General features: G+C 59.1%; 2 protein-coding genes and 4 pseudogenes. 3 read left to right on the forward strand and 3 right to left on the reverse strand.

From position 1 onward, the window contains the following. Positions 1-1,149: 1,149 nt before the first annotated feature. Positions 1,150-1,931: pseudogene (locus X738_RS89935) on the forward strand (Ulp1 family isopeptidase); the annotation flags it as partial. A 1,987-nt stretch (positions 1,932-3,918) separates the two neighbouring features. Here X738_RS89935 and X738_RS80270 read toward each other — a convergent pair. Next, a pseudogene (locus X738_RS80270) lies at positions 3,919-4,359 on the reverse strand (response regulator); the annotation flags it as partial. Between the two features lie 196 nt (positions 4,360-4,555). On the opposite strand from X738_RS80270, the gene X738_RS80275 reads away from it, so the two are divergent. Further along, a protein-coding gene (locus X738_RS80275) for an IS6 family transposase (protein WP_245277908.1) occupies positions 4,556-5,187 on the forward strand; the annotation gives its coding sequence in 2 pieces (ribosomal slippage) (positions 4,556-4,817 and positions 4,817-5,187; 633 coding nt in all). Positions 5,188-5,476: 289 nt separating this feature from the next. Here the strand turns inward: X738_RS80275 and X738_RS0145275 are convergent. After that, positions 5,477-5,935 (reverse strand): annotated as a pseudogene (locus tag X738_RS0145275) (transposase); the annotation flags it as partial. A gap of 224 nt (positions 5,936-6,159) precedes the next feature. Between X738_RS0145275 and X738_RS80280 the strand changes: the two are divergent. Further along, the gene (locus tag X738_RS80280) at positions 6,160-6,861 is read left to right on the forward strand and encodes an IS6 family transposase (protein ID WP_023804235.1); all 702 of its coding nucleotides are present in this window, start codon (positions 6,160-6,162) and stop codon (positions 6,859-6,861) included. Between the two features lie 1,073 nt (positions 6,862-7,934). On the opposite strand, the pseudogene X738_RS80290 reads toward X738_RS80280, so the two are convergent. Further along, a pseudogene (locus X738_RS80290) lies at positions 7,935-8,674 on the reverse strand (hypothetical protein); the annotation flags it as partial.

Below are 8,674 nucleotides of genomic sequence, written 5' to 3' on the forward strand. Positions count from 1 at the left end.
CCCTGCCGACGCCGCGCTCATCAGAGATTACACAGCGGCTCCCATCAAAGAGTACAAGGCAGCGCCGACCGGGCCGAATCCCGCTACCATTCAGACCTATGGATCTGCTCCTAGACGTTTCAGTGAATACCTGGTTGAAAACAAAAAGCCGGGGATTGCGGATCGGCTTCACGAGGGGTCGCTGGATGAAGATGCCAAGCGCTATAACAACTCCGGTGGGATCAGTGCACTAGCTCATCTCCGGAAGNCGCGAGAGTGGCTCCTCGAACGTGGCTAGAGCACTGGGTCGTCTCAAAGAGTCGGCGGGCGGAGCGCCAATGGTGGGCCGCGCTGCCCTGAATCCCCACCCTGTCGACGCCGAGCTCATCAGAGATTACAAAGCGGCTCTCATCAAAGAGTACGAGGGAGCGCCTGCGACCGGGCCGAATCCCAAAACCACTCAGGACTATGCGGCTACTCTTAGACGTTTCAGTCAATACCTGCATGAAAACAACAAGCCGGGGATTGCGGCTCGGCTTTACGAGGGGTCGCTGGATGAAGATGCCAGGCGCTATTTGGACTCCAGTGGTANACTCGGGCGCGAAATTGCCCTTGCTGCTCGTCCGGAAGACGCAGTCGGCATGGAGGCTCGTGCCATTGGGGACGCCGCTGCGCAGCGCAGCGGGCCGCAGGAGGCATTGGGTCGGCCAGAGAAGCCCCCTGGGAAAGCTAAAGACGGGCGGGTGCTCGGCGCATTGGAATGGCTAGGCGACGAACATATCCAGAGGGATTACCAGCTCCTGGAGCAGGAGTTGCAGGGGAACAATCCAGATCTCGCCGCCCGGACGCGGTTCGTGGATCCCCTCGTAGCCANTCCTGGAGCAGGAGTTGCAGGGGAACAATCCAGATCTCGCCGCCCGGACGCGGTTCGTGGATCCCCTCGTAGCCAATTATCATCTGCGCTTGGGCTCCGAGAGCGACAGGCTAAGCGCATTCCAGCGCATCGTCCATAATCAGAACGGTAACGACACAGCCGACTTCCTGTTCGTGCCAGTGAGCAATGCCGGTACGACTCTTGCGGAGCGCGGCACCCATTGGTCGCTGCTGTTCGTTGATCGCAGCGACCGGGAACGGCCGGTTGCCTATCATTATGANGGGAAAGCTAAAGACGGGCGGGTGCTCGGCGCATTGGAATGGCTAGGCGACGAACATATCCAGAGGGATTACCAACTCCTGGAGCAGGAGTTGCAGGGGAACAATCCAGATCTCGCCGCCCGGACGCGGTTCGTGGATCCCCTCGTAGCCATTTATCATCTGCGGTTGGGCTCCGAGAGCGGCGTGCTAAGCGCATTCCAGCGCATCGTCCATAATCAGAACGGTAACGACACAGCCGACTTCCTGTTCGTGCCAGTGNGGAGCGCGGCACCCATTGGTCGCTGCTGTTCGTTGATCGCAGCGACCGGGAACGGCCGGTTGCCTATCATTATGACTCCTACAACGGATGCAATGACACGCTTGCAAAAGAGCTCGCAGAAAATCTGGGCGCCAGCCTGGACACCAGCTCGCTCCGCATCGCCCAGCAGAGCAACGAGCGGGATTGCGGAGTCTACGTGGTGGACGGCACGCGGGCGCTGGTTGGGCGATTGCAAAGATGGCAGCCAGACCTGCCAGACCTGCCAGACNGCGACCGGGAACGGCCGGTTGCCTATCATTATGACTCCTACAACGGATGCAATGACACGCTTGCAAAAAAGCTCGCAGAAAATCTGGGCGCCAGCCTGGAGACCCGCGTGGGCTTATCCCGCATCGCCCAGCAGAGCAACGTGGTGGATTGCGGAGTCTACGTGGTGGACGGCACGCGGGCGCTGGTTGGGCGATTGCAATCGCAGCCAGATGACCTGAACCTCAACAACCTCGTCGTCAATCGGCAGGCACTACAAACCCGCCTCAGGGGTGACGATACATCTGGAACGGCAAATAATCTCACGAACTTTGAACTCATGGACCGACACGCCCGAGACGCGGTTAAGGAAAGCCCCGTTGGGACGTTTCACCAGCGGATCAAGCGGCTCGGCCAGTCAGCGCGANATCTCACGAACTTTGAACTCATGGACCGACACGCCCGAGACGCGGTTAAGGAAAGCCCCGTTGGGACGTTTCACCAGCAGATCAAGCGGCTCGGCCAGTCAGCGCCAGACGTTGCTCCCGGGGACCCATTTAAATTTCAAAGTCTTGAGAGCAAGGGGGACGCCGCTGCGCAGCACAGCGGGCCGCAGGAGGAATACAGTTGGCCAGAGTATCTCCCCCCTGGGAAAGCTAATGAAGACGACGCTGTTCTGGCATCGTCTTTCGTGCCAACTGGGCCCCATCACCAAGCCTCGGATCCCGCAGGGTCCTTTCGTCCCCTGAGCTGGAGCGACGGCGACCAGCGCGCGCCGGACGAGCGGATCGCTGCACAGGACAGGAGCAACCAGCTATCAAGCGAGGAGGTCCTCATCAACCGTGAGCATGATACAGCGGAGTTGAGACCAGCGAAGAGGCAAAGGNGGAGCGGACAAGAACACGCCGCGGCGCCGTACGCCGGAGGCAGTGGGTCGATGCTGGGTGCCTCGGTGCTGCAGCCGGGTCACTCAACAGCGCGCCATCATCATGCGCCGGATTCGTCAGTGGTTGATCTGAATCCCCCCGCACGGGTCGAGTTGCGTGACCATGCTCGTTCTGTGCCGGCGGCGGTGCAGCCAGATCGCCCAAAAGTGGTCTCCGGTCCCGACAAGCCTCCTCTTTATTCCAACGATGCGACCCTTGTCGAAGGGCTGAGGTCAGCACTCTATGCCGGTAAGATCGGGGAGATCACGGTCAAGCGCCATGTAGATATTCTTTTCGGCTTTGGTCATTGGCTCGTTGAAAATAACAAGCCGGGGATTGCGGATCGGCTTCACGATTCGTCGCTGGATCGGGATCGCAAGGAGTACGAGATCTGGGGTGGCGGCCCCTCGGCCGTGGCTGGGTCACTGGGTCGTCTCAAGACGTGGGCGGGCGGAGCGCCAGTGGCGGGCCGCCCTGCCCTGAATCCCCACCCTGCCGACGCCGTGCTCATCAGAGAGTACACAGCGGCTCTCATCAAAGCGTACGAGACAGCGCCGACCGGGCCGAAACCCCGTACCGTTGAGGTCTATGGGTCTGCTCTTAGACGTTTCAGTCAATGCCTGGTTGAAAACAAAAAGCCGGGGATTGCGGATCGGCTTCACGAGCGGTCGCTGGATGAAGATGCCAAGCGCTATATGAAAACCGCTGACATCAGTGCACTAGCTCATCTCCGGAAGTTCGCACCCGGGCGCGAAATTGCCCTTGCTGCTCGTCGGGAAGACGCAGTCGGCATGGAGGCTCGTGCCATTGGGGACGCCGCTGCGCAGACCGCGGCACAAGCTCATGGCCACGCAGGAGAGCAGGGACCCATCTCTCGAGCTCAACAAGTCGCGCCAGCGCCGTTTGAACGGCACTTGGGCAAGAAGCGCGAGGCCCAGGACGGACTGACGAGTACACTTGACAGGAGCAACCTCGTGAACAGCGGGGGCGTCATCATAAACAATGAACATTACACAGCGCTGTTGAGACCGGCGAAGAGGCAGAGGACTGATAATCCGCAAAGCCGCGCCATGGGGCGGCAACTGAGCGAAGCAACCACGACGTCCATCAGCCAAGCCTCCGATCAAGCCCGAGCGGACCTAATGGCTTCCTTCAGAAGCAGGGAGCGCTCCGACGCGGGGCGTTGAGCTCCATGGCTGGGGTCAAGCAGAACAGCTCTCTTGACGACAGAGGCGCTGATGCGATCTCCGGACCGGTAGCTCTCGCCGTAATTGGTCAGGCTGGCACTGTTGGAAGGCTTGATCAGCCTCGTCACCCCAATCTCCAGCATAGCTCACTGTCACGCGGCCANCAGATCAGTCGCCGCTGCTTCACGCTGAGCTTCCAGGCCCCAAAGCGAAATGAGCGCTGCTCTCTGGTTCGCGGATTAGAAATGCGCTGGCGTAGCGCTACTCGAATGCGGGCCAAGAATTCGCGCATCCCGAAAGGCTTGGGAATGAAAGCGGTTGCGCCGAGCTCCAGTGCAACCACTTTTTCCGCCTCATCAAGCCGGTCGCCGCTGATCACTATGATAGGAACATCCGATTTTGTCGCCAGATCGCGGACGATCGCAAGTCCATCCTCCCGGCCTAGGTTAAGGTCAACAACCACGAGATCGACTGGCTCATGTGAAAGAACATACTCAAACTGCTTGCTATCGTGGACTGCGGTTACCTTCAGGGCATGCATCGTGAGATACTCGGCGATGAGGCGCCGCATTGCGGCATCATCGTCAATGACAAGAACATGTTTCAACGGCACACCTTCAATCTTGAATCCCCTTGTCTAAACCTGTTGCCGAGCAACCCTGGGGCACCGACCCAGAACAGCTGCCCCTTGATACCACTCGCCGTTGCGTGCGGCCAATGTGAGGCCGTGCTCGGGTTCTGTCGCAAACTTTTCGGAAGGTCATTTGCTGCATGACGCTTGCTCTATTTTCCGGGAGTTTGTCATGTTCACAGGCCGCCATTTTGATCGATCCGTGATCCTGCTGTGCGTTCGCTGGTATCTTGCCTACAATCTCAGCCTGCGCGATCTGGAAGAGAGGATGGCCGAGCGCGGCATTCACGTCGACCATTCCACTGTCCACCGCTGGGTCGTGCATTTTTCGCCTCTGCTGCTTGAACGCTTCAACCGGCGCAAGCGCAGCGTCACTGGAAAATGGCACATGGACGAAACCTACATCAAGGTTCGAGGCCAATGGATGTATCTCTTCGTGCTATCGACAGCCTCGGCGATACGGTCGAATTCTTTTTCAGCGAGAACCGTGACCTGCCGGCGGCCAAACGCTTCTTACGGAAGGCCCTGCAGCGCCATGGCAGGCCGGAACGTATCGCCATCGACGGCAGCCAGACCAATCACGAGGCCATCCGACCTTGCGATCTTGAAAATCGCCTGCGGCATCGATCGCGACGAGCACTGAAGCCGATCAGAATCCGCAAGAGCCAGTATTTCAACAACCGCATCGAACAGGATCATAGGCGCATCAAGCGCCGCGTCCGGTCCATGCTCGGCTTCAAGTCAACCACAACCGCCGAAATTATCCTCTCGGGCATCGAGATGGTTCATATGATGCGCAAATGACAGGCCAGGTTTGCCTACAATCCCACGCCCTCCATTGCCAAGCAGATGGGGTTGTCTAATCGCCGCTGGGACGTCAAGCATGTAATTGCGTCGAGACGACGCTGCCGGGTGCATGGTTGTCTTCGCGGTCGACATCAGTCGCCGCATGATGGAGCTCCGCGGACGAGCCTTCAATGTGGACGACGCACTTTGCTGAGACAGCGGTGCAACCCCATCAGCGGAATGGCTCGGCTCACGTCCCGGCAGGGACGTCTCAGGCGCTCAGATCCTGAACGCTATTCGCAAGATTTCATGCTGTGGCGCCTGCATTTCGATCAAAGAACTCACCGGTCTTGAGCATCGAATGCATTATCACCGCCAGTTTGCGCGCCACAGCCACGGCAGCTCGTTTGAAGCCGATCCTCTCCCGGAGCTTGAGGCCCCACGTGCGCAGGCTGCTGTCGATCGAGCTGCGTGTCAGGATGACCGCCGCAGCCTCATAGAGAAGTCCCCGTAAATGTCGATCGCCGCGTCGGGATATATGGCCGTCATAATCGACTTCTCCCGATTGGTAGCGGCGAGTTGTCAGGCCGATCCAAGCGGCAACAGAGCGGGACTTCTTGAAGTTGCCCGGATCTTCAATGGCAGTGGCGAAAGAGGTTGCGGTGATGGCGCCGATGCCGGGGATCGACATGAGTATGCGGCATGCTTGGCTTTGACGTGCATCTGCGACAAGCTGGCGCCCAAGTTCGGCGGCACGGATGCGAAGGCATCTTAAACTTAAAGAGCGCGAGGCGGTCGTAGCCCGCTTGCCCCACGACGGTTCATGCCCGAGCGATTTTTGCCCACAGGTTCATTGNGTAAACTTAAAGAGCGCGAGGCGGTCGTAGCCCGCTTGCCCCACGACGGTTCATGCCCGAGCGATTTTTGCCCACAGGTTCATTGGCATCGTCAACTTAACGAAGCGTGGATACCGATGTGCGATGACGGGCTATGACAGAGCATGGCCCACTCTACCGCCGCCATCGCTTCCCCGCCGAGATCATCGCCCATGCTGTCTGGCTCTATTTCCGTTTTCCTCTCAGTTTGCGAATGGTCGAGGACTTGCTGGCGGCACGAGGGATTATTGTCTCGCATCAGACAGTCCGGCTTTGGGCAGAGAAATTCGGGCGGACCTTTGCCAGCGAGATCCGCCGCCGCTCAGCGGGTCGGCTGGATGACAAGTGGCATCTCGACGAGGCCGTCGTTTCGATCCGCGGCAAGAAGCACTGGCTCTGGCGCGCCGTCGATCAGGACGGTTTCGTCCTGGAGGTTCTGGTGCAAAGTCGTCGCAATGCCAAGGCCGCCAAGCGTCTGATGCGCAAGCTGTTGAAGGGCCAAGGCCGCGCGCCGCGCGTGATGATCACCGACAAGCTTCGGTCTTACGACGCTGCAAAGCGAGAGATCATGCCGGGGGTCGAACACCGTTCGCATAAAGGCTTGAACAATCGGGCGGAGAATTCCCATCAGCCAGTCCGGCGACGGGAACGGATCATGAAACGCTTCAAGTCACAACGCCATTTGCAGCGCTTCGTCTCCATCCATGATCCGATTGCCAACCTGTTCCACATCCCCCGCCACGAAATCTCCTCCAGCCATCATCGCGAACTGCGTTCAGAGGCAATGAACCTGTGGGCAAAAATCGCTCGGGCATGAACCGTCGTGGGGCAAGCGGGCTACGACCGCCTCGCGCTCNGTGGGCAAAAATCGCTCGGGCATGAACCGTCGTGGGGCAAGCGGGCTACGACCGCCTCGCGCTCTTTAAGTTTACGATGCCGCAAGGGCAATTTCGCGCCCGAGTGCGGCGTACGGCGGGAACCTCCGGAGATGAGCTAGTGCACTGATCCCACCGGAGTTGTTATAGCGCTTGGCATCTTCATCCAGCGACCGCTCGTAAAGCCGAGCCGCAATCCCCGGCTTTTTGTTTTCAACCAGGTATTCACTGAAACGTCTAAGAGCAGACCCATAGACCTGAATGGTACCGGGATTCGGCCCGGTCGCAGGCGCTGCCTTGTACTCTTTGATGAGAGCCGCTGTGTAATCTCTGATGAGCGCGGCGTCGGCAGGGTCGGGATTCCGGACCGGCTTCTTGCGACGACCCAGTGCTCTAGCCACGTCCGAGGAGCCACCCCTGCTCTCGTACTCCTTGCGATCCTGATCCAGCGACGGATCGCCAAGCCGAGCAGCAAATCCCGGCTTGTTATTTTCAAGGAGCCAACGACCAAAGCCGAGAAGAGAATTTACATGGCGCTTGACCGTGCGCTCCCCGACCTTACCGGCATAGAGTGCTGACCTCAGCCCTTCGACAACGGTCGCATCGTTGGAATAAAGAGGACGCTTGTCGNTGTTATTATCAAAGAGCCAACGACCAAAGCCGAGAAGAGAATTTACATGGCGCTTGACCGTGCTCTCCAATGCTGACCTCAGCCCTTCGACAACAGTCGCATCGTTGGAATAAAGAGGACGCTTGTCGGGACCGGAGACCCCTATTGGAGGATCTGGCTGCACCGCCGGCGGCACAGAACGAGCATGGTCACGCAACTCGGACGGTGCGGGGGGATTCAGATCAACCACTGACGAATCGCGCGCCGTTGAGTGACCCGGCTGCAGCACCGAGGCNCAGCCCTTCGACAACGGTCGCATCGTTGGAATAAAGAGGACGCTTGTCGCGACCGGAGACCACTATTGGAGGATCTGGCTGCACCGCCGCCGGCACAGAACGAGCATGGTCACGCAACTCGAACGGTGCGCGCAGCAAGGGCAATTTCGCGCCCGAGTGCGGCGTACGGCGGGAACCTCCGGAGATGAGCTAGTGCACTGATCCCAATGGAGTTGTTATAGCGCTTGGCATCTTCATCCAGCGACCCCTCGTGAAGCCGAGCCGCAATCCCCGGCTTGTTGTTTTCACGCAGGTAATGACTGAAACGTCTAAGAGCAGATCCATAGACCTGAATGGTAGCGGGATTCGGCCCTGTCGCAGGCGCTGCCTTGTACTCTTCGATGAGAGCCGCTTTGTAATCTCTGATGAGCGCGGCGTCGACAGGGTCGGGATTCCGGACAGCGCGGCCCACCATTGGCGCTCCGCCCGCCAACGTCTTGAGACGACCCAGTGCTCTAGGCACGTCCCAGGAGCCACCCCTGCTCTCGTACTCCTTGCGATCCTGATCCAGCGACGGATCGTGAAGCCGAGCAGCAAATCCCGGCCTGTTATTTTCAAGGAGCCAACGACCAAAGCCGAAAAGAGAATTTACATGGCGCTTGACCGTGCCGTCCTTGACCTTACCCGCGTAAGCTGACCTCAGTCTTTCGACAACGATCGCATCGTTGGAATAAAGAGGACGCTTGTCGCGACCGTCGGAGACCACTATTGGAGGATCTGGCTGCACCGCCGCTGGCACAGAACGAGCATGGTCACGCAACTCGAACGGTGCGGGGGGATTCAGATCAACCACTGACGAATCCGGCGCAT

Source organism: Mesorhizobium sp. L48C026A00 (genome assembly GCF_000502375.1).
GTDB lineage: Bacteria > Pseudomonadota > Alphaproteobacteria > Rhizobiales > Rhizobiaceae > Mesorhizobium > Mesorhizobium muleiense.